Genomic DNA, 23,930 nt, shown 5'->3' on the forward strand with positions numbered 1-23,930 from the left:
TCGGTCGAGGACTTATCCACACATTCTTAGCAATCATGCGTATTCAGTTTTGAAGGAATAACGAAGAGAGGAGTCAATCCACTGGATTGGCTCTTTTTCCTATAAGAGAAGGGGAGCACATGGAACCAAAAGCAGAGAAGAAATATGAAGCTGACATGTACGAGCCGATTCGGAATTATTTTGTCGCACAAGGATATGACGTTTTTGGAGAGGTCAAGCATTGCGATTTAACAGCCATCAAAGGCGAGGAACTGATTATTGTTGAGTTCAAGCGCAACCTAAGTGTGGAATTGCTCATACAGGCAACCAAGCGACAACGCTACACCGATTTTGTTTATATGGCAATCCCGAAGCCCAAATACAAATTGTTTTCGAAAAAATGGCAAGATATATGCTACTTAGTGAGACGTCTCGAGCTTGGTCTCATTCTCGTGTCCTTTCCCAAAAGAGGGCCCGCAGTCATGGAAGTGAATATTTCACCGGGACCGTTTGATCGGGTAAAAAGCAAGCAATTCAATCAAAAAAAACGAAACCGCATCATTGAAGAGATGCGGGGAAGATACGGCGATTACAATGTTGGCGGCAGCTATCAAACCAAGCTCATGACGGCCTACAAGCAGAACTGCATTCAAATCGCGACGTTGCTTCAGCAGTATGGGCCGTTATCGCCTAAATTACTCAAGAGTAAAGGGGCTGGAGAGAAAACCTCGTCGATTCTTATCCAAAACCATTATGGGTGGTTTACCCGTGTGCAACGCGGGCTGTATGTGATCACTCCAACAGGCGAGAGAGAAATAGCGGAATACCCTGAGCTTATTGCTTACTATCGAGAACAGGCAGAGGAAATACACGGTACGCTTACTCTGGACTCAGAAAAACAAAGGCAGCCTGCCGTGAAAAAATGACAGGCTGCCTTTTTCTATTGAAGGAGTGAATTAGTTCGCGATCCATTCTGCTGTCATTTGCCCCACCAGTGCACGCCCAGCCACAATGTTTGGATGGAACTGAATCGTTGCGTTTTGCCGGACGATTTTCACCTGTTGAATGGCATCCAATAACGGCTGTTCATTCGTCAGCTTCCCCCGAGCTTTGGCGATAGAAAGTCCCGCGACCGTGCCTTGAGCCATTGCCACTTTGGCACTTTCAATTCCCGAGATATTGCCGGCAACATAGAGTCCAGGGACTGGCGTTCGCATGCTCTCATTGTGCAAGGGGACATGCCCGCCCAAGGAGGGAACATAGGCAAAAGGGCACCCGGCAATCGCTGCCAATTCGGCGAGTGGACTTAATCCGCCTGCGATACAGACGAAATCAGCTGGAATGACTTGTTCGGTTCCAGCGATGGGTGAACCATCGGCTGCAACTCGGGCGATACGGACACCCTCGACTTGAGACGTTCCGACGATCTCCACTGCTGCTGTTCGCAGTTGAATCGGGATGTCCCACATAGAAAACCCGTTTGAGGGATAGAGGGACACTGCCAGCTTTTGCATCCATGAATTTCCCATCATTTTGCTCCCCATACGAATCAACAGAGAAGGGGCCAGATGGGCGACGCGCAATAAGGATTGCATCACCGCTTGTGGTTGCCACGCAGTGCCACTGACAGTTGTACTAGGTGGGAGAATCATTCGATCCACCGTAATCCCGGCCAACTGCAATTCCCGGGATATCGCCACCGATAAGATATTGATTCCAATGACTACCCCGCGTTGTCCTACTCGCACGCGCTGCACATTTGTCATGACTTGAGCCGCTCCAATGGACATCACGCCAGGTAACGTCCAGCCTGGCACGGGTACGGCTGCTTCAGAAGCTCCCGTTGCGATCAGGAGCAACGGGGCTATCATTTCCCCCACTGTGGTAGAAACAATCCAGCCATCTTGAGAGTGGGTCAAATGGAACACGGAAACGCCACAACGGATCTCTACGCCAAGCTCAATCGCTTCTTGCGTGAGACGAGCAGCCTCATCCAGTCCATTCCACCATACACCGTCCGGTTCTTCGTGAAGCTGTCCAAGCAAGCGTCCCCCAGGACGATAAAACTCATCGACTACACGAACAGCCAATCCCTGTTTGGCACTTGCAATTGCTGCGGATAAACCCGCAGGTCCAGCCCCGATGATAAGAAGGTCGATCATGCACCATGTCCTCCTTTTTTCAAGGGAGTAGGAAGGATAGAACCCGCATTCACTTGCATGCCTTCCTGCACAAGCGTCATACAAGCACGCACGGTAGGAACACCGTCTACATGGACACGACATTCATAGCAGTGACCGATATTGCAGTAAATTCCTCGCGGAGTTCCTTTTTCCTCATGCACCCGAAGCGTACGGACCCCTGCAGCCAATAGGGCTCCCGCAATCGTTTCGCCTTCGTAAGCCGTATAGACAGAGCCGTTATAATAAAAAGGAAGCTGCTTTCTGTCCCTGAGTGAACCGAGGACTGGATGGTGATCAATTCGTTGACTCATGCCCGTTGCCCCCCGAGCGTTTGAAATGAGACAGGACGAATAGGCGGTTGGTATCCAAGAGGTACAGTATGAGAAGGCGCTTGGCCAGTTACTTGCTGAATGACCTGATCGATCAATGTGCGGCAGGTTCTCCCACCGCAGCAGCCCATGCCGGCTCTGGTCCGTAGCTTTAGCTCGCGTGCGGTACATTGGTAGCTTTGAGCGGTCTCTACCAATTCAGCGAGAGTTACTTCTTCACAACGGCAGATAATCAATGGATGCGATTCCATGATGAAGCCTCCTTTCATTCTTGCTTGATAAAAATGCAAGTGTCGTGCCATGGAGAAGCGAGTGAGATCGTCCTGGCTGGCACAATACTTGCTGAATATTCTCAAAGAACTTGATCAATCACGACAAACAAAAGAGGGATGACAGAGATGGAAAAAGTAACAAGACTGCGTGAGCAATTCGATTCACTTGGGATCGACGGGATGTTGATCACCAATGGACAAAACCGCCGATACCTCACAAACTTTACAGGTACATACGGAGTTGTCCTCATTTCAAGGGACCAGGCCAAGCTCTTCACAGATTTCCGTTACACAGCCCAAGCGCAAGCACAAGCAACAGGCTTTGAGATCGTTTATTTGCCGACAAAAGAATCCGTATACAGTGAAGTAGCGCGCCAGTCGAAAGCGATGGGGATCACCCATCTTGGCTTTGAGGAGGAGAATGTCTCGTTTGCTCTGCATCGCAAATACATCGAGGCCGTCCAATCAGCCTTCATTCCGAAGTCAGGTGTCATTGAGGGTTTGCGGATGATTAAGACAAAGGAAGAACTGGCGATCATCCGAACGGCTGCACAAATCGCCGATGCGGCATTTTCCCATATTACTTCTTTTCTGCGCCCTGGTATCAAAGAGCTTGCCGTGTCTAATGAATTGGAAATGTTCATGCGAAAGGAAGGGGCGTCGGGCTCTGCTTTTGACATCATTATTGCTTCTGGTTATCGTTCCGCACTTCCACATGGCGTAGCAAGTGAAAAAATGATTGAAGCGGGAGATATAGTCACGTTAGACTTTGGCGCATTGTACCAAGGGTATCGCTCTGATATTACCCGTACGGTTGCTGTTGGTACTCCTGATGAACAGCTCAAAGCCATCTACGAGATCGTTCTGGAAGCACGCAATCGGGCTGTTGCAGGCATTCGTCCTGGCATTACCGGGAAAGAGGCAGACGCCTTCGCACGGGACTACATCACGGAGCACGGCTATGGCGAGCGATTTGGACATGGGATGGGACATGGAGTGGGCCTCGATATTCATGAGGAGCCATTTATGTCTACTCGTTGCACCGCTGTTCTCCAAGAAGGCATGATTTTGACCGTGGAGCCGGGGATTTATATCCCAGAGCTTGGTGGAGTCCGTATCGAAGACGATCTGGTTGTCACAGAGAGTGGCAATGAGGTGCTGACACATTCACCGCGTGAATTGATCATTTTGTAAATGGAGAGTCAAAAGTCTTGGCCGAGTAAATGGGCTGGGGCTTTTTTTGTTTAACAGAGGTGTCTAAGATTTGAAACACAAAAAGCACTACAGTGTACAAGAAAATTTACAACAACCGTCTCTAGAACTTTGCCACTGCCGCCTTCAATTTTGGCACACCTCTTGCATTCTGATAATTCTGAAAACCATCTCTTAACGACAGAACAATGGGGGTTGATCAAATGAAAAAAAGTATGTTTGCGGTAATGAGTAGCCTGGCAGTCATGGGATTAGCGTTGGCAGGATGTGGAGGAGGACAGCCAGCAGCGAAGCCAGCCGAGCAAGCAACACAGAGTGGACAGCCGAGCTCGCAGCCAGCACCTGCCACCACAACTAAAGAACCAGCAAAAGAACAAGTTCTACGCTGGAATCTTCACTCCGAACCACCTACAGTTGATCCTGGGCTTGCGGAAGACACGACCTCTGCTGCCATCGTCAAAGCAGTTTTTGATGGATTGACACGTATCGGGCCTTCGGGCAAGCCGGAGGAAGCAGTAGCCGAGAAGATTGAAGTATCAAGTGATATGAAAACATACACCTTCAAGCTGAGAGACTCCAAGTGGAGCAACGGAGAATCGGTAACTGCGCACGATTTCGAATACGCGTGGAAGCGAGCTCTTGATCCGAAGACAGCGTCCAATTACGCCTACCAGCTCTATTACATCAAGAATGCAGAGAAGGCTAACAAAGGGACTGGCAGCTTGGATGATGTCGGCGTAAAAGCATTGGATGACAAGACCCTCCAAGTAGAGTTGACGAATCCAACCCCGTTTTTTCTGGAGCTAACTGCCTTCCAAACTTATTTCCCGGTAAATAAAAAGGTAGTCGAGGCAGATGAAAAATGGGCTGGAGAAGCTAAAACACACGTAGGAAATGGTCCATTCAAAATGGAGTCTTGGGAACACAAAAGCAAAATGGTACTCGTGAAAAACGACAACTACTGGGACAAAGATAGTGTCAAGCTGGACAAGATCGAGTTCTCGATGGTGGAGGATGAAAACACAGAGCTGTCCATGTTCGAAAACGGCGAGATTGATTGGGCAGGCAGTCCGTTAAGCTCATTGCCAACAGATGCGATGCCAGCGCTTAAAGACAGTGGAAAGCTGCAAGTGAAGCCTGTCGGTGCTACGTACTGGTACAAGTTCAATACAGAGAAACCTCCGTTCAATAACGTGAAGATTCGTAAAGCTTTTGCCTACGCCATTAACCGTCAAATCTTGATCGACAACGTACTCCAAGCGAATCAGCAGCCAGCGATGGCGGCAGTTCCTCCGACAATGGGACTCAATACGGGCGGTTATTTCAAAGACAATGATCAAGAAACGGCCAAAAAGCTGCTAGAAGAAGGATTGAAAGAGCTGGGCCTCTCTAAACTTCCGCCAATCAAGCTCAGCTACAACACGTCCGAAGGGCATAAAAAGATAGCAGAAGCGATTCAGGACCAATGGCGCCAAAACCTTGGTGCAGATGTGAAGCTGGAAAATCAGGAATGGAAGGTGTACCTCGAGACCATGCACGAGGGCAACTATCAGGTCGGTCGTCTCGGCTGGTCTGGTGACTTCAACGATCCGATCAACTTCCTGGAGCTGTTCAAGGAAAAGGACGGAGGAAACAATGATACGCGTTGGGAGAATCCGAGATTCAAAGAGCTGCTGAATCAGTCGGCCACCGAGAGTGATCCGGAAAAGCGCAAGGCGATTTTGCGTGAAGCCGAGCAAATCATGATGGACGAAATGCCGATAATGCCGATCTACTTCTATACGCATACATGGGTGAAGAATGACAAGGTAAAAGGAATCTTCCAGGATGGACTAGGCGCAATCGACTGGAAATGGGCATCAATCGAATAATATTCGAATGGGGGATGGGCTATGAAAAAATGGGGAAGCGTGATAGTCGCGGCGACGTTGACTCTGTCGCTGGCTATAGCGGGATGTGCCAATCAAGGAGCTTCTACTGGAGGTGCAGACGCTAGCGAGATACTCGTTGGTGTGATTTTACCAGTAACTGGTAACAATGCAACGGATGGAAAAGACATGCAAAACGCAATCGAAATGGCTGTCAAAAAAATAAACGACAGCGGTGGAGTTCTTGGGAAAAAATTGAAGATTGAAGTGGCTGATGATGGCTGCGATCCACAAATGGCGACGACAGCAGCCAATAAGCTAGTCTCTCAAAACGTAGTAGCTGTCGTCGGTGGCTACTGCTCAGGTGCGACACTACCCTCATCGGGTGTATTCAAAAATGCCAACATTCCCATGATCGTTCCCGCAGCCAATTCCGCCAAATTGCCCGCTCAAGGCTATGACACCCTCTTTTTGATCAATGGCCTAACCCCAGATCAAGCTCAAACCGCAGCAGATTACATGGCAGCGAACCAAGCGAAAAAAGTTGTGCTCATCCATGACAATTCTGCCTACGCCAAAGACCTGGCCGATTTTGCCAAAGCATCCGTTGAAAAATCCGGCGGAACCGTCATTGCGTATGAAGCAATCAATCCCGAAGAAAAAGATTTCAGTGCACTGGTTACAAAAATAAAAGGTCTCCAACCGGACGCGACTTATTTTACCGGTTATTATGCGGCTGGCGGACTCATGGTCAAGCAATTCAAGCAAAAAGGCGTATCCGGTCTATTCCTCGCAGGCGATGGCTCATTCAGTGAGGACGTCATCAAGATTGCTGGTGCAGACAATGCGGAAGGGCTTTTGATTACCGCGACCCCTACAGCGGAATTCATCGAGGGGGCAGAAGCGTTCACTTCTGCGTATAAGCAGGCGTACAACAACTTGGCACCGGGGCCTTTCTCAGCGTTGAGTTACAATGCGGTCAATCTGCTGGCAGATGCGATCGGGCGGGCGAACTCGACTGATCATGACGCTATCAAAAAAGCGATCAAAGAAACAAAGGATTTCAAGGCGCTCGGACAAACGATCTCGTTCAACGCCCAAAATACACTGGATACCTCCAACTTCGCCGTTTTGAAAGTGACGGGTGGCAAGTTCACGTTAGCGAAGTAGGGCATACGTCAATTATTGCCTCAAAGGAGGGTGGAGGAATGGATATTCTCGTCCAAACACTGGCGGACGGACTGGTCATCGGTGCTTTTTACAGTTTGATCGCTTTGGGCTACACGATGGTTTTTGGCATTATCAAGCTGCTCAACTTCGCGCATGGCGATTTGTACATGCTCGGTGCATTTGTCGGCTATACCTTGCTCAGCGTGCTCGGAGGAGACTCTTCCGGGGCAGGCTTGATGGGAATATTGATTGTCTTATTGCTGACGATGGTGATTGTCGGCGTCTTGGGGATGGGGATCGAGAGGGTGGCTTATCGGCCGCTCCTGTTGGCTCCACGGCTCTCTATCCTGATTACGGCAATTGGTGTCTCGCTCTTTTTGGAAAACGGCTCGATGATTGTTTGGGGGGCGCAGTATCAAGTGTATCCCTTGCAGCTTTCTCACGACGGCATTAGTCTGCTAGGGGCCAAAATCACGTATGTCCAAATCGGGCTAGTCATTATCGCGGCGCTTTTGATGCTGGGCTTGCATCTATTCATCAATCGCTCGCTGTACGGCAAGGCTATGCGAGCGATTGCGCTCGATCAGACGGCTTGTCATTTAATGGGCATCCATGTGCATAAAGTCATTGGCTTGACCTTTTTCATCGGTGCTTCGTTGGCAGCAGGTGCAGGTACGATGGCAGGTGCTTACTACGGAACCGTCAATTTCATGATGGGCTTTATCATTGGACTCAAGGCGTTTACGGCAGCGGTGTTGGGGGGAATCGGCAGCATTCCAGGAGCGATGCTGGGCGGGCTGCTGCTCGGGATGATGGAGACGGCCGGAACATTTATGTTCGGCGGTTCTTGGAAGGACGTCGTGGCGTTTTCCCTGTTGATCTTGATTCTCGTATTGAAGCCAACGGGCATCATGGGTGAGAAAGTGACAGAGAGGATGTAGCGGATGAACCCATCTCGAAAAATAATCGCTGTTGTCCTGTTGCTCGCCGTCGCGTGTGTACTGCCGTTTTTATCCAATAACTACTGGCTGGATGTTGCGACACTTGCCTTGTTCTACGTTGTCTTGGCCCAGGGGCTGAATGTGGTAGTCGGCTTTGCCGGATTACTCGACTTGGGCTACGCCGCCTTTTTTGCCGTAGGCGCTTATACGACAGGCATTCTGATGACGATCTATCAATGGTCGTTTTGGCTGACCTTGCCTGTGGCCATGATATTTGCGGCTATTGTGGGTGTGATCATCGGGGCGCCAACACTTCGGCTGCGCAGTGACTACTTGGCAATCGTCACCCTCGGCTTTGGGGAAATCATTCGTATTTTAGCGATTAATCTTACTATTACCGGATCAGCTTCAGGCATTTATGGAATCCCGCGTCCTTCTATTGGGGGTTATGTTCTTGGCGGCCAGATCGACTTTTACTACTTGATCTTGATCATTGCGGTTGTGACGGTCGTGGCTGTAAAACGGTTGGGCACATCCCGCATCGGCAGGGCGTGGATGTATATCCGCGAGGACGAGGATGCTGCAGAGGCGATGGGCATTAACCGGATTAATATGAAGCTGCTGGCGTATTCGATCGGTGCTGTCATCGGGAGTTTGGCTGGTTCTGTTTTTGCTGTCAAAATGAGTGCAATTGCGCCGCTCAGCTTTAGCTTTACCCAGTCCATTATGATTCTTTTGGCAGTGGTATTGGGAGGCTTGGGCAGCATTCCCGGCGTCGTCTTGGGTGCAGTGCTGGTCATAGCGTTACCGGAGCTGCTACGCTCAGTGGAAGATTGGCGGTATTTGATCTTCGGTGCCGCGCTGGTCGCGATGATGCTGTTTCGCCCCCAAGGACTATGGCCTGCCCGCTATGAGATGAAACGAGGCGCTAGTCGTGGCGAGACCGAGGAGGTTACGGAAGGGGGCAGCGGTAATGACGTCAAGCTTGACAGTGAAAAATGTAACGCTTAAATTCGGCGGTCTGACTGCGGTAAACGATTTGTCTTTTGTTATCAGTCCAGGCTCGATCAGCAGTATCATTGGCCCAAATGGAGCGGGGAAAACCTCCGTCTTCAACATGATCACCGGATTTTACCGTCCGACTGCGGGGCAGATCATCCTTGAAGGAAACCAGCTCGTGGGAAAAAAGCCAAGCCAAATCACACGGCTCGGCATGGCGCGAACGTTTCAAAACTTGCGGCTGTTTCCGAATTTGACGGTCTTGGATAATGTCAAATCAGGCATGCACAGCCGCACGAGCCAAACCGTCTGGGGAGCACTCTGGCAGACAAGGGCACAGCGCCTGGAGGAACAGTTGATCGAGGATACGGCAAGGGACTGTCTTCGTTTCGTGGGGATGGAAGACTCTTGCTGGCGTATTGCCAAAAACTTGCCGTATGGCGCTCAGCGTTATTTGGAAATCGCACGGGCCCTGGCTACCAAGCCGCGAGTGTTGCTCCTCGATGAGCCTGCTGCGGGGCTGAATTTTGAGGAGAAGGAAGACCTGATTGCTTTGATCAAGCGAATACGCACTCACTACAAGTTGACAGTGCTGATCATCGAGCACGATATCGGTTTGATCAAAAAAATCTCGGAAAAAGTAATCGTCCTCGACTACGGACAGAAGATCGCAGAGGGAACTCCCGAGGATGTGCTCAGCAATCCGCGTGTCGTAGAAGCCTACCTGGGAAAGGAGGAGGAGGCGATATGACACCACTTTTGACAATCAGCGGCATTCATTCGTTTTACGGGAAAATTGAAGCGCTGAAAGGCATAGACCTGCATGTGCATGAAGGAGAGATTGTCGCTCTGCTAGGCAGTAATGGTGCTGGCAAGAGCACGACACTCAAAACGATTTCTGGAATCGTTCGACCAAGCCGTGGAGATGTCTTGCTTCATGGACAGAGTCTCGTAGGCTGTGCTCCTCACCAAATTGTCGAGGCAGGCATCATCCATGTACCAGAAGGCAGGCGTATTTTTGCTGGCTTGACTGTGCGTGAAAATTTGGAGCTAGGCGGTTTTACACAGAGAAAAGAGAAGGCGGTCATCGCAGAGGGGATTGAGCAGGCTTTCGCGCTGTTCCCCCGATTGAGGGAGCGGAGTGAACAAATGGGAGGTACGTTGAGTGGAGGCGAGCAGCAAATGCTCGCAATCTGCCGCGGTCTCATGGCACGTCCAAAGCTCTTGATGCTAGATGAGCCGTCGATGGGGCTCGCCCCGATTATTGTGGCTGAGATCATGAATATCATCAGAGAAATAAACAGGCAAGGCACGACGATCCTTTTGATCGAACAAAATGCCAAGGCAGCGTTGAAGCTTGCTCATCGCGGCTATGTAATGGAGACAGGGCGCATCGTCATGGAAAATAAGGCGGACGTTCTCAGGGCCGATGATTCGATCGTCAAGGCGTATTTGGGTGCGTAGGCCGACTGCACGGCTTTACGTGCCTGACGACAAAGGAGGAATCAACCATGGAATTGATCCGTATTTTGTCTGAGGTGTTGCCGCCCAAAGAGGGGCGAAGGTTTCCAGATTTTTGTTCGCGTTGGCGTGCGTTTTTGGCGTGTAAGAAGCGGCTGTAGTGGAGGGAAGAAGCGTATTTCCAGTCTACGCTTCGGCCTACGCCCCGCAAGGGGATTGACTGGACGCTCTGGAATGAACGGCGGGAGCGCTTCAAACGTAGCAGTTTCGAAGAAGTATTCCATAAGTTATCATGAACGAGGACAGCCCCTATTCGTAACTTCGTAGGTTACTCTGGCTACACTAAGGGCAAGTACGCCAATAGACAGAGCGCTACAATACGAAAGGAGCTGCTACTTATGAAGGATTTCACAAAATACGTTGGTTTAGACGTTTCAAAAGATAAAATTGCGGTGGCAATAGCTGAAGATGGCCGAGAAGCCCCGCGTTATTGGGGAATGATTGCTCATACACCTGAAGCTGTTCGTAAACTCATGAAACAACTAGGGGATTTTCACTCTCTTCAAGTGTGCTATGAAGCAGGTGCTACCGGTTATGAACTGTATCGGCTTTTTATTCGTCTCGGAATCGATTGTATAGTTGTCGCTCCTTCTCTTATTCCGCAAAGACCGGGAGATCGAGTGAAAACGGATCGGCGTGATGCACTCCGTTTAGCTCAGTTGCTTCGTGCAGGTGAATTGGTATCGATTTATGTACCAACGGAAGAAGATGAAGCTCTACGTGACTTAGTTCGTGCTCGCGAAGATGCGAAAGAAGACCAGCTTCGAGCCAGACATCGTTTAACGAAATTTCTCCTTCGTCACGATTTGCGAGCTCCTGTAGGAGTTAGAAAATGGACCGTTAGGTACAGAGAGTGGCTTGATCGTTTAATCTTTTCACAAAACAGCTCACGTACCGTTTTTCGTGAATATTTGCATCATCTAGATGAGATCGAGCAACGTTTAAAACGTCTTCATGAAGAAATTCACGCTCAAGCGACAGAAAGTGTTCATGCTCCTATGATTCAAGCTCTCCAGTCTTTACGTGGTGTTGCAGAAATAACAGCAACCAGCTTGGTTGCAGAAATCGGTTCTTTCGCTCGATTTGCCCACCCTCGTCAGCTAATGTCTTATGCTGGATTGGTTCCTTCCGAATCTTCAAGTGGAGATCTCCGTCGACAAGGGTCCATTACCAAAACAGGAAACACTCATCTTCGTCGTATTCTGGTAGAGGCTGCTTGGAGTTATCGTTACCAACCTGCGTTGAAAGGGGAGATTCGGAAAAGACAAGAAGGCCAGACCAAGGAAGTTCAAGCCATTGCCTGGAAAGCACAAAATCGTTTGCATAAAAAGTATTGTCGTCTCATGGCGAAAGGAAAGCCTGGTGGAAAAGCAGTGACAGCTGTTGCTCGCGAGTTATTAGGGTTTATTTGGGCGATCACTCGACAAATGGAACAAGCATCATAAGAAGGAAAGAAACTAAAATCAAACAGTGAAGATAGGGCGCGGAGGCAAAAGGAAGAATCGGTAGGGAGAACCCACGAGCTTCACTTGCACACTTGTTTGAAAAAACAACTACGTGCGTCATAAGTTTGTGGAAGCTCCCCCGAACGGAGAGATAAAATGTGAGAACCCACGGATATCAGACTGCTCACCGTCGAAGAGTTTTTGCCTTCGTGCCGTGTCTTTACCCATTTCTTGTTGCTTGACATGGAGCCTCTGTGGGCGTGATTTTTGCGTAAAACGCGGTGGTATTCTTTACGCTGACCGCTAATGAGCAGTCTATCACGCCCACCTCTCCATATAAAGCAACAAGAAAAAAGAAAAAGAAAAAACGGGGCCGTCATGCTATTGACAGTCCTCGTTCATATCAGTGAAGCTGAAATTCCCCGCCACTTATTCCGAAGCTAAGATGGGCTCCAGAGGCGCTTGGACTGGAAATGCGCTTCTTCCTACGCAGCTTTTGCAATATTTGCAGGTCAATGCAAGTAGTAAAATCGTGAACCGAAGCTTCCAAGCTCTAACCTGCAAATCTGTTTTAAAGCCTGAAAGAAACAAAAGCTGTACGAAAGTCCTGTCACATGTTTGGAAGGAGACGGCCCGTACGTAGAGAGGATACAGGCGACTGGAAAACATGTGGCAGGGCTTCCCCGACCACAATCGTCGGCGGACCACCATCTTTAAGTCAAAACTGCCTTCAAAGCAGCCGCAAACTTAGCGACACCAAGCGTAATTTCCTCTTCTTTCGGTCGCGCAAAGGTAAAGCGAATGTAGCCGGAGTCTGAACCATATACACTGCCAGGCACAAAAACGACGCCTCTGCGAAGGGCTTCTTCAAATAATTGGTTGTCGTTCACATCCGGGTTAATTTTACACCACAAGTGTAATCCGCCTTGTGGAATGGTGAACGAAATCTCATTGGGCAATTCTTTTTGCAGTGCCTCCACAAGCAAATCTCTTCTGTACTGTAAATGCATACGCAATCGCTCTAAATGCGGCAGGAAGTTATCGGAATGCAAAAACTGGGCCGCGATTTTTTGTGGCACCACGCTCAGGCCAAAATCCATCTGCTGGCGGGCATCTGCCAAACGTTCGACAACGGAATGAGGCGCCACCATCCAACCGACTCGTAAACCGGATGCAGCAATTTTGGAAAAGGAACCAATGTAGACGACGGAGCCAAGTTGATCCAATGATTTGAGTGGCAGTGGAGGCTTGCCATCGTAGGAAGTCAGACTGAAAGGATCGTCCTCTACAATCGGCAGACCGAGTTCGCTTGCTACATCCAACAGTTGTGTGCGCCGAGTGGGATCAAGACAAATTCCTGTAGGGTTTTGAAAAGTAGGATTGATAAAGATCATCTTGATCCGATGTTTTTTATACAAGGCGCGAATATCTTCTGGATCAATTCCATTATGGCTGACGGGAAGGCGGAACAGGCGAAGTCCAGCAGATTGAAACATAGGCAATGAGTAACAATAAGAGGGATCTTCGATGGCAACCGCATCGCCGGGTGCAAGCAGACATTGGGTGATCAAATACAAAGATTGTTGAGAGCCCGACGTGATCAGAATGGAAGAGTCCGTTGTCTGCACATTTCGGTATCGTGACAAATACGAGACCAGCTCTTCACGCAATGGTGTGAAGCCTTGTGGATTGTCGTATCCCAAATATTCGGTAAAGGGGTTTTCCTTCATCAGGGTACTGATTTCCGTACCTGGTGAGAGCTGGGAAGACAATTCTCCACTCGCAAAATCGATGAGGCTGCTGTCTTTTTGCAAGGCCTCTCTAATCCGACGCAGATAAGACAAATTCGGGAGGAATTGACCACCTTCTACATATCGATGCCAGTTGGGTGTATGCTTTGGCGTTGCCTCCCATTTATTTTTACTCACACGAGTACCGCTTCCTGTTCTGCTCTCGATGATGCCTAATGCCCGAAGTTCCTCGTACGCTAAAATAACAGTGCTTCGGTTTACTCCTAATTGCTCTGCCAGTTTTCTCTCAGAAGGGAGCAGGCTCCCAGGGGGGAACTCTCCATATGAAATTCTGCGTTCAATCTCATCGGCTATTTGGTGGTATAGAGTTTGACTGCTCGACCGATCAGGCTTCCAAATGATAATCACAACCTTGCACATATTCATTGTTTGTTATATGGGGGAGTCCATTTCATCATAACATTGTTAAGAAAAATTCATGTGACAAAACCGTTCCAAACTGTTGAACATGGATGGGTAAAAAAATCATGAATTGGATGGTCCCACTTCCGAATAAGTATGATTAGGTTTCCATCTGGTGGTGATGAATACTCGTGATGAAAATAGATAGATTTTTCTAACAAAGAGAAAGGGTGTGTCAATCCAATCGAGAATGAGTAAAGACACAAAGCGAAGGAAAAGAGGCGTGATCAGCATTGAGTAATTTGACGTTACGGTATTTGAAGGTTTTGGTTGTAGCACTATCCGCAGCATTTGGGACGTCCATTTTCTTAGGGAATCTTATGGACTACCATTCCAATTATCAATTTGTCCAACATGTTCTGTCCATGGATACCACGTTTGAGGGTAACGCACTGATGTGGCGAGCGATTACTGAGCCTACTGCTCACACCATAGCTTATATCGGAATCATCATTGCGGAAGGGCTGTTCTCACTTTTGGGTTGGATCGCGGCAGGAAATATGCTGCGTAATGTAAAGAAGGATGCAAAAACGTTCAATAACTCGAAAACATTCGCATACATCGCTTATATGGTTGCTTTTTGCATCTGGTTTTTCGGATTTGCCATTGTGGGCGCAGAGTGGTTCGCCATGTGGCAATCACAAGTATGGAATGGTCAGCAGGTCGCGTTTAACATTACAGAGGTGATGATTGGATTCGTGATTTTGGTTTCTTTACGAGATCGAGAGTTAACAGATGTGTAAAAACTAGAGCCACGTTCCTTTGAGAGCGTGGCTTTTTTGTTAAATATGCGAGGGAATCACGAACGTCGGGTTATGCTGGTTCAAAATATCTTCCATTCGCTGACGCACAGTCTCTTTATATGAGGGATCTGGCAGAATGTAAAAGCGATTGCCCTTGATCGCCAGGAAGGTGTGATCAGCTACCTCTTTCGGAGAAATTCCTTGCTCCACACCTAAACGAATGAACTGGTCGATGGCAGTGGTCATCGGTGAGGGCTCCACGATATCTCCTGGTTTGCTGTACTCCGCTGGACGATTGCGATGGGCGTCACATATTTGCGTCTGAACAAAGCCGGGGCATAAAACGGAAACACCGATTTTGGATTGGATCATTTTCAATTCGTGGTAGAGGGTTTCCGACAGACTGACTAACGCATGCTTGCTTACCCGATAAATGCTATTCCCTGGTCCAGACTCAAGGCCAGCGAGAGAGGCGGTGTTCACGATGTGGCATTCAGTCCCTTGTTTTAACATCATGGGTACGAAAATTTGTGTAGCGTGAATGGCCCCCCACAAGTTCACATTCATGACCCATTGCCAATCAGCAAGGGTGCTTTGCCAGATTGTCGAGCCTCCGCCAACCCCTGCATTGTTGAACAATAGATGGACAGCACCGAACGAGTCTAGCGTTTTCTGTGCAAGCATCTGGATATCTTTTTCCTTGCTTACGTCCGTCACAACGGCGAGGACAGTTGCCCCTGCCGCCTGTAACTCCTGCTCTACTCGTTGGAGCGCCGCTACCTCTACATCGGCAAGAACAACCTTCATCTGCTCCTCAACACAGCGGGTTGCCAATGCGCGACCGATACCGCTGGCCGCTCCGGTAATGACCGCTACTTTGTTTTCAAACTGCTTCATGACATACCTCCTTCAAACGAATACCAAACATATACGATTATTGTTTTGATTATAATAGACAATTGATTAAAAAGTCTATTTATATTTGTGGTCGAGTGTAATCTGGGATACTGCGAGCATGTGGTGAAAAAAAAAGCATATATTTTGGTGAGACTGGAAAGATGGGTGAGACCAATATGAAACAGATCGGAACGCAACATTGTAGCGTCATAAAGAGCTTGATACCTCCTACGGCAGAACTAGTGGTCATGCCAAAGCCGCACGATCAACCAGCCGTTATCGTCGCTGATTTCGATGGGGATAATCATCAGGAAATAGCCTGTGTTTATCGTAACCAAGGCCAAATGTACGTCATGATCGCCAAACAGGATGAGAATCGCTGGCATCCAATCGGCAATTTCAAAGGACAAGGCTACACGGTTTCCGAATTATTGGCTGCTCCCATTGGCGATCCCCAAATGAATAGCTTATTGATTGGGTGGCAAATAGGCGGGGCATGGTCGAACATAGATATTTTGCAGTGGTCGGCGAATGGATTTATGCACATGCTCCATCAGGAGACACGAGCAAGCAGGGTTGAGGTGGAAGATATGCCGGGGGTTAATGGAATGAATGGCAACGCTGAGCTTGCGCTGTGGCTACACGATAGTGGAAAAGCGTTTCAAGTGGAAGTGTATAGGTGGGATGCAGGAAATCTGGTAATCGCAGACGATGTCTATCCCTATTATTTTCAGAAGATGATTGCCTACTATGAGTCTGTCCTTGAAGAGAGCGATTCGGCGAGGTATTGGTACTACCTGGGGGACGCGCAAAGAAAAGCAGGGATGCATGTCCAAGCTTTTCAATCCATCGAGCAAGCATTGCAGTTCCCCTATCCGTATCCTTCTCGGGAGGCTTTGCTTCGTTGGAAGAAAGAGTTGGATGCAGCAAAAAGAAAAAGCTAAAAAAGCACCCATGGTAGGGTGCTTTTACTCTTTATGAGGGGAAATCGTTGTTTCCTTATTGCACCTTATAAGACATCAAAATTTCTTGCGCGAGCGGCTTCCACTCTTCCATTTGTGCCTCGGTGCAATTGAAAGTAGTCATCAGCATTTTGCCGTCCAGCTCTGTAAAGAAAATGAGGTTGTAAATTTTCGTATCAGCAGCAGGAGTCAGCAATTCGAACACACCAACGTTTTTCCCGTTGATTTGGATTACTTCATCGCGATACCAGGTTGCATCTTGGTACATGTTGGAGAACGCTTGTTTCATCGGGTCCTTCATGTCTTTGAGAAGGCTGTCCTGAATAGGTGTTTCTGTATGACTAAACGCAATGTTAATGGAACCTTTTTCATCGGTATAAATCAAGGAAGGACGATTTTCCATCGGGTATTTTGCTTTTGCCATCTCTTCGGACATGACAGTAAAGCCTTTTGGAATCAAGATTTCCACTTTGTCGTTCAGAACCTTTTTCGCTTCCAGCTTGTCGCTTGTTGCTGCGGTTGGCGCTGGTGTAGCAGCATCTGTTTTTGGAGCTTCAGTTGGTTTAGCACCTTCTGTGGTTTGTGCTGCATTTTGCTCAGCTGGCTTTGTATCAGCTGGTTTGTTCGAACAAGCACTGACAGCCAACATGGAGAGGAGCAAAGCTACGGATACTAGTTTTTTCATCTGAATAGATCCACCTTTTTATACATAATTGGAAAACTGCGGAATTTCCTTTCCGATTCTATCATGGGGTGTATAATACTGGAAATATAAGAGGTTAATTGCGAATATTCTAATAAAAACGACTCTCTCTTACATACACAAGGGAACTAGGACAAAATACACCCAATAAAACTATGAAAAAATGGGTGTATTTACCTATTTTCAGATATTGTTTGTCGTAATATAGCGGTTGCGAATCTTCTCTCCCAAATAATTTATCGCAAAACGGACAAATGCTCGGTTCCATCCCATAAAAATACCGAAATTGTTCAGTTGTGCAACATGCCCGAGCATGACAAAGCGCTTGAAACGAGCATTTCGACCTTTCGGAGCTTGCAGTCTGCCATTGATGCGCAGCGTACTCCATCCCCACAAATGGGTGAAGCAATAATGCAGGGCCTCAGATGACAGCTCTACATCACAATCGAGTGGATCGCATGGAGATTCGATCAACCCATCTGACAGAGAAAAGCGGAATGCCTTTTGATAGTCTGACAAATAAAAGGTGACGGGCCTAACGATAGAGAGAAACAGCGAATGATTATTTTTGCGAATCTGTTCCTTGAAGTCAAAGCCAGCCTCAAAGAGCTTGTCCGGTTCGATTTTGACCGAAGGAAGAAGCGTAGGAGAGGAAGCCATCTTCTCATAGTCTCGTGCGTAGAGGGCGAGCGCCTTCTCGGGATCATGAGCTTCATGTGGCGTCCACGTATCGCCGGGATACAAAATAATTGGTTCGGCATCCGATTCTTGCAGGAGACGGTATACATTGTCTACTTTATTGATTGCATCATTCATGTAATAGTTTTCGTCGTGACAAAACCAGGCGAAGCTGGCGAAGGGAATCACGTAGAGCGGTTGAAGGGCTTCCACCTGTTTTCTCACTCGGGCTAGCTTTTCCATGGCTCGTTTTTTGCGGAGTAGGAAGTCTTCCTTGTTCCCCGCCCAGCCTGCATACGAGAATTGCGTCCATAATAGATCGATGTCACCGACGCGATTTAGGATATCCTTGGCTTCCTGTGTGGTGCTGACCTCGCAATCGTTCAGGTTCAGGATCGTCATGTCGGCTGTCTTGATACACAGCCACGAATCACCGACTGGAAACGGCCGACACAAGACAGAGACATCGGCGGACAAGGAGTACCATTTGTCCGGGGAAAGCTCAATGACTTGCTGAAAGCCAAAGGCGCGGCACCATTCGACCACTTTTTGATCGGCTGATTGCTGGTAGAGGATCGTGATTCGCTTGCGATACTCCTCGGGTATGGTTCGCAGACTCTGTGGATGAAAATGATCGGGGTGCTCATGAGAAAACCATATATGCGTAATCTCGGCAAAATCCTCAGAAGTGAAGCGGGTCTTGGCTAACAAGCCCCAGCCGTTATCAAAGGCAGTTCCCGTAAGCCAAGGATCGGTCATTAATTTGATGGAATCGTGTTCCCATAGAAACGAAGCATGGTTGACCATTTGAAATTTCATGTGAGTTGTTCTCCCTATGTTTACTAGCGATTTGCTAAAAGGGATGATCCTGCCGGGGAGAAAAACGTGACAGGAATTTGAAAAATATATTTTTTTAGGGATTTGTGTCACAAGCTGTGCATGACGAGGATCGTAACAAGTGAACAGCAATCAACGAGTCGAAAGGATGAACCGACATGAAAAAGCAAGCACTTGTTACCGTGAGCATGGCAGCACTCCTTCTCTCAGCGGTATCCCCATTCGGGATCGCACAAGCACAAACCAACATGGCAGTCGCTGCAAATAAAGCGCAAGCGATCACTTTTGATCAGCTCGTTAAAGAAATGGACAAAAAACAACCCGTTTCCATGTACATCGAATCGACGCACACAGCGAAAGCGAAGCAGGGCACCCAGACCCAAAAGGCAAAAACATGGGATAACACGATCAAAGGAGAATGGAGAGAGGAAATCTCAGACGGGAAAAGGGTTCAGCATGCCATAGGGAAGGCAGGACAGGTGGCGGCGTATCAAGAAGGCGGCAGAGGATTTGTCCACTCCGCAATGATTGGCACATACGATAATGAAATCAACAAGACGAAGCGAGAGCTACAGCGCTTGAAAGTGGCGTTGCCAGATTCGAAGGTGGCGATTACCGTGAAGGAAGCACAACTGTTGAATCGAGTCGTGTATCACGTCGTCAAAAAAGAAGAGGCGAAAATCGATGGCAAGCTCCACCATTACCAAGATGACCTGTGGATCGACAAAGAGACAGGGCTGTTGCTCAAGCGCACCTTCAGCCACAATCAAGCACAAGCATTTTCGTACACCGTAGACAAGGTGGATTTCCAACCCGTTTTTGATGAAAAAACATTCGAGGTGAGCATTCCAGCGGGTGTGGAGCAGAGCAAGTTTTCCCCTGAAGTGGAAAAGGTAGTAGCCGAGGTGACGAAGTTCTTCCCGGACACTGCACAGTTTTCCGATTATGATGATTACGGCGTCGAAGGGAACTGGCAGCTCCTGAAAATGTTTGAAGCACAAAAACGGGTCTACAGTCCGACCCCTCGTGCAGAAGCTTTCGTTATCATGGATACCCGTACAAACGAATTGAGCAAAGTAATGATCCAAAATCCAGATTGGGTGTCAAAAAAGCTCCCTCCCGAGAAGGTGGCAAAAGAGAAAGCAGCCGCTTTCCTGAAACAGCTGGTGGGCGATCAAGCAAGCCAGTATAAAGTAGAGGCAAAAGTCGAGCAGGGCGGTGGCGGTGCCACTTTTGAAGACTATGATTATGGCTTTGTGACAGCAGATGTGACGTTTCGCCCAGCCAATGGCAAGGGGATCACGATATCCGTGGATGAAGCCGGTCGTATCGTAGGCTTTCAGTATATGGAATAAGGCGTAGTATTAACCTAGCAGCTATCGCTTGCAGTTTTGGCGATGGCTGTTATTTTACAGGAAAGAAAAGAGACAAAGTCGCCAGTGCTGGCGACTTTGTCATGTTTATTAGTTTGGTAACACATAAGTATATACAGAATAATTGAAGTTATTGTAATCGTAATTGTAAGAGTGTCCTTCAACTTTAAAAATGTATTCTCTTCCAGCAACCAAATCTACATCGAAATAATCGTTCGTTAAAGTAGTCTCGTTTGAACCCAATATTAGTCTGAATTCTTGCTTAGGAGCTTTGGAGTAGGCGAGTTGAAAACGGACTTTTTGATTTACGGTAGGAGTAAACTTGTAGTAATCTTGTTGGTCTCCGTTATTTCTATCCAGTTTACCGTTAATTTGGTTTCCATCAGCTACATGAAAAATATTTGCAGAGGCCCTGTTATTGTTTGGCTCATTATCATGGTAAACGGCAGCAAATGCAGATGCAGATGTACTTAGTACGAGTGTTAGGGCAAGTAGACCAGTAGTAGCAAACTTCTTCATGTAAATTCCTCCTGAAAATGTAAAATTTGGGACAAATACAACATATCAATTATTTGGATAATTGTAAATATATGCTAGTTTTGTTCACTAATTTTTCACATTTATTGATTAAGGAAGACTGACTGAAATTTATATAAAACGACAAAAAAGCATTCGGAATACGAATGCTTTTTACGTGAAGCTAATCATTGGTTTTACCCGATATAACGAATAACCTCTTCCTTCGCTTGTCTCGTTTTCGCACGGGGCTCATTTTTCCGGTAGCCAAATGCGACCATGCAAGCGACGCCGAAGCGCTCTCTGTCGAGGAGGCCCTCCGCTGCTAGGATATCCTCGACCTTTTCTTTTGCAAAGCCTTCAATGGGGCAGGAATCAATGCCGATCATCGCAGCAGACGTCATCATATTGCCAAGTGCGATGTAGGTCTGTCTGGATGCCCATTCGAACATGACTCGTTCGTCATCAAACAGAGCGAAATCGTTTTTCAGGAAGTGATCGTAGGCAGCGCCTTTTTGTTGTACGACGTTTTCTGGCAACTCCTGCGTGTCTTTCATCATATGCTGGATATATTCGGAATCAGCGGCCATTTCTTGTTTGGTCCGCGCCAGTACGATGACGAAATGACTTGATGTCGGCAGTTGTTTTTGCGCACCCCATGTGACTGGTAACAGCTTTTCTCTAAGAGTCGGATCTTGCAGCACGAGGAAGTTCCATGGCTCAAAACCAAAGGAGCTGGGCGACAGGCGAGCAGTCTCCATAATAAAGTCAAAGTCTTCCTTCGTAATTTTTTTATCCGCATCAAACTCTTTGCAAGCATGTCTGAATTGATAAGCTTCAATGATTTGATCTTTACGCATGATGTCATCCTACTTTCGAATAAGTTTATGAAACCGTTGATAGAAAATGGGTGTTTTATGTTTTACAAAACTGAGCATACCGAATACACTAAAGAAAAGTAAGTACGCACTTTTTCGGTTAATACTTACGAAAAGGGAAGTGAGTGGGATGAAGAAGAAACCAGCGATGAGGTACCTGTTAAATGGCAAGGAATATCCTTGCCCGATCGAGCTTGCCGTCTCAGTTTTTGCGGGACGATGGAAGGTATCAATCATTTGTCAGCTGTTCAAAGGGAAAAAAAGGTACGGAGAATTAAAGAAAAATATAATCGGTGTGAATCATAAAATGCTGGCAGAACAATTGCGAGAGTTGGAGGAAGCAGGAATCGTAAAGCGTGAAGTGTATCCGGTCGTTCCGCCAAAAGTAGAGTACGAATTGACCGAGCTAGGGCAAGGCTTGGGACCTGTCATTGAGTATTTGCGAGAATGGGGAGCACATTTTCAAACAGAGGTACCAGAAGAGTCGCTATCTACTGCTCACGGGTCATGAAAACCGCCACCTGAAAGGGTGGTTTTTTCTTTTTTTGTAACCTCCCTGAAGTTTTTCCGACTATTACATAGGACAAAAAACAAACACAAAATTCCTTGGGAGGGAACAACTGTGAAACATACAAAGAAATTGGCAAGCACGTTACTAATGGCAAGCCTGTTGGCGACAACTCCGCTATGGCTGCAACACTCGACGATGACCGTACAAGCTACGACCAATCAAGGACAGGTGCAGCTCTCACCAGCAGCAGAAAAAACACTCCAGACGCTCTACGCCATCCAGCCTGAATTAAAAAGCATGGACAAAAAGATTTACGGACCGAAAAACGGTGTGTACGAGCTGCGCTTTGACAAAGGAATCGCCTCAGGCAAGATGGAGCTGTATGCCATGGTGGGCCTAGATGCAACGACAGGTGCTTTGCAGATCTACGAAAACGAACAGGAAATGCAGAAGCAAAACAATCAGCCATCGGAAGCGGTTGCCAAACAAAAATCTGCGGCATTTTTGCAAAAGCTCTTGGGAGACGATTTCAAAAAGTACAAAGCCACCCAGACAACCAAGGGTGAATGGGATGCTGTCACATACACGCGCCACGAGCATGGTGTACCTGTATTCACCGATCGTTATGTCGTTGGAGTCAACAGTGCGAGTGTCATGTACGTGAACACGTTTGAAGGCGCCACGCTCCGAGCAGCCTCTTCTTTGTTTGCCAAGCCTGGAAAGGTAATGTCCAAAGGAGAAGTGACGGGGAAAGTTGCTTCGCTCATGGAGCTCACTTATTCCGCGCATAAAAAGGAGACAGGAAAGCCAGCTTTGAAATACTCGCTGGAGTCGACCGGATACGTGGATGCTGTGACAGGAGAAGAAATCGAGAGTGCCTCTTCCCTTAAAAGTCGTTACTCGGATGTCATTGCGGTCAAGCCAGGCGGTAAAAAGCTCACAGCCAGCAATGCGGATGAAACTATGAGAGTGCTGACAGAAGAATTTCAAATCAAGATGGATGGAATCACGTTAGAGACGGATACGCTTACCCCAGCGGAAATGAAAGGGGAAGGGGAAACGATTTACAGGTCCAAGGGAAGAGACGGCAGTATCACGGTCTATACGAACAGCAACGAAGTGACCGGCTTCCAAGTCCGTGGAAAAGTCGAGATGGCCAATGCCATACAACATGGCAACAAACCGGCAAATGCCCAGCTTTCGTACGAGCAGGCAAAGGAAAAAGCGGTTCAGTTTTTACAGCCGTATCTCGACGCTAGTGTGAAAGAGTTGAAGATTGATCAGACCAAGATCATGATGCCTTCTGCAACGGCATACAGCTTCAGCTTCTACGCCTTACATGACGGTGTGGTCGTGACAGACCAGCAATACCTAGTCAACGTAGACGGACAGACCGGGGAAATCGTGAATTTCATGGACTACTTTACAAAGCCTACTGCTCCTTTCCCGGACAAAAAGACCGCCATTTCCAAAGAAGCAGCCGCCAAACAGTTTTTGAAAGAACGTCCTGCTGTACTGGGGTATATGTTCCCTGTTCAGAACGAGAAGGTGCAAGCAAAGCCAAGTCTGGTTTATTCTATCGACACGGTTTCTTACTTCTTGCTTGATGCGGTAACAGGAAAGTCATTCAAATAATCGTATTCGATCTCGCTACCCATTATGAGAAGCGGGATTCCATCATGTCCTGTCGAGAGAAGAGG

The 23,930-nt window shown here is 47.8% G+C and carries 23 protein-coding genes; 14 read left to right on the forward strand and 9 right to left on the reverse strand.

The genetic code is table 11. The features are described 5' to 3' along the window. The first annotated feature begins 119 nt into the window (after positions 1 to 119). Positions 120 to 905, forward strand: a complete 786-nt coding sequence (locus tag HP568_RS27765; protein ID WP_048034338.1) for a DUF2161 domain-containing phosphodiesterase — start codon at positions 120 to 122, stop codon at positions 903 to 905. 30 nt (positions 906 to 935) lie between these two features. Here HP568_RS27765 and HP568_RS27770 read toward each other — a convergent pair whose 3' ends face one another. From HP568_RS27770 to HP568_RS27780, 3 genes are read right to left on the reverse strand one after another with little or no spacing between them, the layout of a single operon-like run. Continuing rightward, positions 936 to 2,141 (reverse strand): NAD(P)/FAD-dependent oxidoreductase, encoded by a 1,206-nt coding sequence (locus HP568_RS27770; RefSeq protein WP_048034337.1) that lies wholly within the window; start codon positions 2,139 to 2,141, stop codon positions 936 to 938. After that, positions 2,138 to 2,473 (reverse strand): (2Fe-2S)-binding protein, encoded by a 336-nt coding sequence (locus HP568_RS27775; protein WP_173630791.1) that lies wholly within the window; start codon positions 2,471 to 2,473, stop codon positions 2,138 to 2,140. The genes HP568_RS27770 and HP568_RS27775 overlap by 4 nt, the downstream gene beginning before the upstream one ends. Continuing rightward, positions 2,470 to 2,742, reverse strand: coding sequence for a (2Fe-2S)-binding protein (locus HP568_RS27780; protein ID WP_173630792.1), 273 nt, complete (start codon positions 2,740 to 2,742; stop codon positions 2,470 to 2,472). The genes HP568_RS27775 and HP568_RS27780 overlap by 4 nt, the downstream gene beginning before the upstream one ends. A 147-nt stretch (positions 2,743 to 2,889) precedes the next feature. Here HP568_RS27780 and HP568_RS27785 point away from each other — a divergent pair, with 147 nt between their 5' ends. The 8 genes from HP568_RS27785 to HP568_RS27820 all read left to right on the forward strand — a co-directional run bounded on the left by HP568_RS27785 (position 2,890) and on the right by HP568_RS27820 (position 11,919). After that, positions 2,890 to 3,957, forward strand: a complete 1,068-nt coding sequence (locus tag HP568_RS27785) for a M24 family metallopeptidase (RefSeq protein WP_173630793.1) — start codon at positions 2,890 to 2,892, stop codon at positions 3,955 to 3,957. Between the two features lie 221 nt (positions 3,958 to 4,178). Beyond that, the gene (locus HP568_RS27790; protein WP_173630794.1) at positions 4,179 to 5,846 is read left to right on the forward strand and encodes a peptide ABC transporter substrate-binding protein; all 1,668 of its coding nucleotides are present in this window, start codon (positions 4,179 to 4,181) and stop codon (positions 5,844 to 5,846) included. Between the two features lie 21 nt (positions 5,847 to 5,867). Beyond that, positions 5,868 to 7,013, forward strand: coding sequence for a branched-chain amino acid ABC transporter substrate-binding protein (locus tag HP568_RS27795; protein WP_173630795.1), 1,146 nt, complete (start codon positions 5,868 to 5,870; stop codon positions 7,011 to 7,013). A 38-nt stretch (positions 7,014 to 7,051) separates the two neighbouring features. Further along, positions 7,052 to 7,954 carry a branched-chain amino acid ABC transporter permease gene (locus HP568_RS27800; protein WP_173630796.1) on the forward strand — a complete coding sequence of 301 codons (903 nt, stop codon included), beginning with the start codon at positions 7,052 to 7,054 and terminating at the stop codon, positions 7,952 to 7,954. 3 nt (positions 7,955 to 7,957) lie between these two features. Next, positions 7,958 to 8,965: a branched-chain amino acid ABC transporter permease gene (locus tag HP568_RS27805; protein ID WP_173630797.1), complete on the forward strand. Its 1,008-nt coding sequence runs from the start codon at positions 7,958 to 7,960 to the stop codon at positions 8,963 to 8,965. Further along, positions 8,928 to 9,704: an ABC transporter ATP-binding protein gene (locus HP568_RS27810; RefSeq protein ID WP_048034330.1), complete on the forward strand. Its 777-nt coding sequence runs from the start codon at positions 8,928 to 8,930 to the stop codon at positions 9,702 to 9,704. The genes HP568_RS27805 and HP568_RS27810 overlap by 38 nt, the downstream gene beginning before the upstream one ends. After that, positions 9,701 to 10,417: an ABC transporter ATP-binding protein gene (locus HP568_RS27815; RefSeq protein WP_056491196.1), complete on the forward strand. Its 717-nt coding sequence runs from the start codon at positions 9,701 to 9,703 to the stop codon at positions 10,415 to 10,417. The genes HP568_RS27810 and HP568_RS27815 overlap by 4 nt, the downstream gene beginning before the upstream one ends. Before the next feature lie 395 nt (positions 10,418 to 10,812). Then, the gene (locus HP568_RS27820) at positions 10,813 to 11,919 is read left to right on the forward strand and encodes an IS110 family RNA-guided transposase (RefSeq protein ID WP_173630798.1); all 1,107 of its coding nucleotides are present in this window, start codon (positions 10,813 to 10,815) and stop codon (positions 11,917 to 11,919) included. 713 nt (positions 11,920 to 12,632) lie between these two features. On the opposite strand, the gene pdxR is transcribed toward HP568_RS27820, so the two are convergent. Then, entirely contained in the window at positions 12,633 to 14,096 is a 1,464-nt protein-coding gene (gene pdxR / locus HP568_RS27825; protein WP_173630799.1) for a MocR-like pyridoxine biosynthesis transcription factor PdxR, read from the reverse strand. Between the two features lie 269 nt (positions 14,097 to 14,365). Between pdxR and HP568_RS27830 the strand changes: the two genes are divergently transcribed. Beyond that, positions 14,366 to 14,875, forward strand: coding sequence for a DUF2165 family protein (locus HP568_RS27830; protein ID WP_173630800.1), 510 nt, complete (start codon positions 14,366 to 14,368; stop codon positions 14,873 to 14,875). A gap of 39 nt (positions 14,876 to 14,914) precedes the next feature. Here HP568_RS27830 and HP568_RS27835 read toward each other — a convergent pair whose 3' ends face one another. Continuing rightward, a complete protein-coding gene (locus HP568_RS27835) occupies positions 14,915 to 15,772 on the reverse strand; it encodes an SDR family NAD(P)-dependent oxidoreductase (protein ID WP_048034882.1) in 858 nt (285 codons plus the stop codon). 161 nt (positions 15,773 to 15,933) lie between these two features. On the opposite strand from HP568_RS27835, the gene HP568_RS27840 reads away from it, so the two are divergent. Then, the gene (locus tag HP568_RS27840) at positions 15,934 to 16,716 is read left to right on the forward strand and encodes a hypothetical protein (protein WP_173630801.1); all 783 of its coding nucleotides are present in this window, start codon (positions 15,934 to 15,936) and stop codon (positions 16,714 to 16,716) included. A gap of 55 nt (positions 16,717 to 16,771) precedes the next feature. On the opposite strand, the gene HP568_RS27845 is transcribed toward HP568_RS27840, so the two are convergent. Beyond that, entirely contained in the window at positions 16,772 to 17,419 is a 648-nt protein-coding gene (locus HP568_RS27845) for a hypothetical protein (protein WP_173630802.1), read from the reverse strand. Between the two features lie 201 nt (positions 17,420 to 17,620). Continuing rightward, on the reverse strand, positions 17,621 to 18,934 hold the full coding sequence (locus HP568_RS27850) for an MBL fold metallo-hydrolase (protein WP_173630803.1): 1,314 nt from the start codon (positions 18,932 to 18,934) through the stop codon (positions 17,621 to 17,623). A 176-nt stretch (positions 18,935 to 19,110) separates the two neighbouring features. Between HP568_RS27850 and HP568_RS27855 the strand changes: the two genes are divergently transcribed. Then, entirely contained in the window at positions 19,111 to 20,307 is a 1,197-nt protein-coding gene (locus HP568_RS27855) for a hypothetical protein (protein WP_173630804.1), read from the forward strand. A 108-nt stretch (positions 20,308 to 20,415) separates the two neighbouring features. Here HP568_RS27855 and HP568_RS27860 read toward each other — a convergent pair whose 3' ends face one another. Together HP568_RS27860 and HP568_RS27865 are read right to left on the reverse strand one after the other, a co-directional pair. Continuing rightward, entirely contained in the window at positions 20,416 to 20,844 is a 429-nt protein-coding gene (locus HP568_RS27860; protein ID WP_173630805.1) for a hypothetical protein, read from the reverse strand. Between the two features lie 194 nt (positions 20,845 to 21,038). After that, positions 21,039 to 21,701 (reverse strand): NAD(P)H-dependent oxidoreductase, encoded by a 663-nt coding sequence (locus HP568_RS27865; protein ID WP_173630806.1) that lies wholly within the window; start codon positions 21,699 to 21,701, stop codon positions 21,039 to 21,041. Positions 21,702 to 21,849: 148 nt separating this feature from the next. Here HP568_RS27865 and HP568_RS27870 point away from each other — a divergent pair, with 148 nt between their 5' ends. Further along, complete coding sequence (locus HP568_RS27870) at positions 21,850 to 22,230, forward strand: winged helix-turn-helix transcriptional regulator (RefSeq protein WP_048034876.1); 381 nt, start codon at positions 21,850 to 21,852, stop codon at positions 22,228 to 22,230. A 111-nt stretch (positions 22,231 to 22,341) separates the two neighbouring features. Further along, the gene (locus HP568_RS27875; RefSeq protein ID WP_173630807.1) at positions 22,342 to 23,865 is read left to right on the forward strand and encodes a YcdB/YcdC domain-containing protein; all 1,524 of its coding nucleotides are present in this window, start codon (positions 22,342 to 22,344) and stop codon (positions 23,863 to 23,865) included. Positions 23,866 to 23,930 lie beyond the last annotated feature (65 nt).

The sequence above is a fragment of the Brevibacillus sp. MS2.2 genome (assembly GCF_013284345.1).
Taxonomy (GTDB): domain Bacteria; phylum Bacillota; class Bacilli; order Brevibacillales; family Brevibacillaceae; genus Brevibacillus; species Brevibacillus brevis_C.